1 protein-coding gene is annotated in these 433 nt (G+C 67.9%); it reads right to left on the reverse strand.

Annotated elements, in window-relative coordinates; translation table 11 throughout:
* Nucleotides 1–10: 10 nt before the first annotated feature.
* Nucleotides 11–433, reverse strand: a 423-nt coding sequence (locus AAEZ09_RS27925; RefSeq protein WP_350601585.1) for an ADP-dependent NAD(P)H-hydrate dehydratase, incomplete at its 5' end; no start/stop codon positions are given.

A 433-nucleotide genomic window follows, 5' to 3' on the forward strand; every position in this document is an offset into this window, starting at 1 on the left:
GCGTAGAGGTTCACTTCAGGCATGGAGACTGCTCCTCAAGCAACTGACGGATCACGGGAATCAGATCGCCGGCGGCTAGCCCCCGGCCTTGCTGGCCGATACGTTCGCCAGCGGCGGCATGCAGCCAGGCGCCCAGGCAGGCTGCATCGAATGGCGCAAGCCCCTGCGCCAGCACGGCACCGATCACCCCTGCCAGCACGTCACCGAGGCCGGCACTCGCCATCGCCGGATGGCCGCGATCACAGAGCGCCAGTCGGCCATTTGAATCGGCGATCAACGTACCCGCGCCCTTGAGCAGCGCCACACAAGCGTAGCGACGGGCCAGCGCACGCGCCGCAGCGGGGCGATCAGCCTGTATCTCGGCCACCGAGCATTGCAACAGACGCGCAGCCTCGCCCGGGTGCGGCGTGATTACGCCCGCTGCCGGCAATTC

Origin of the sequence: Pseudomonas sp. 65/3-MNA-CIBAN-0223 (assembly GCF_040310425.1) — a bacterium.
In the GTDB taxonomy this organism is placed as follows: Bacteria; Pseudomonadota; Gammaproteobacteria; order Pseudomonadales; family Pseudomonadaceae; genus Aquipseudomonas; species Aquipseudomonas gregormendelii.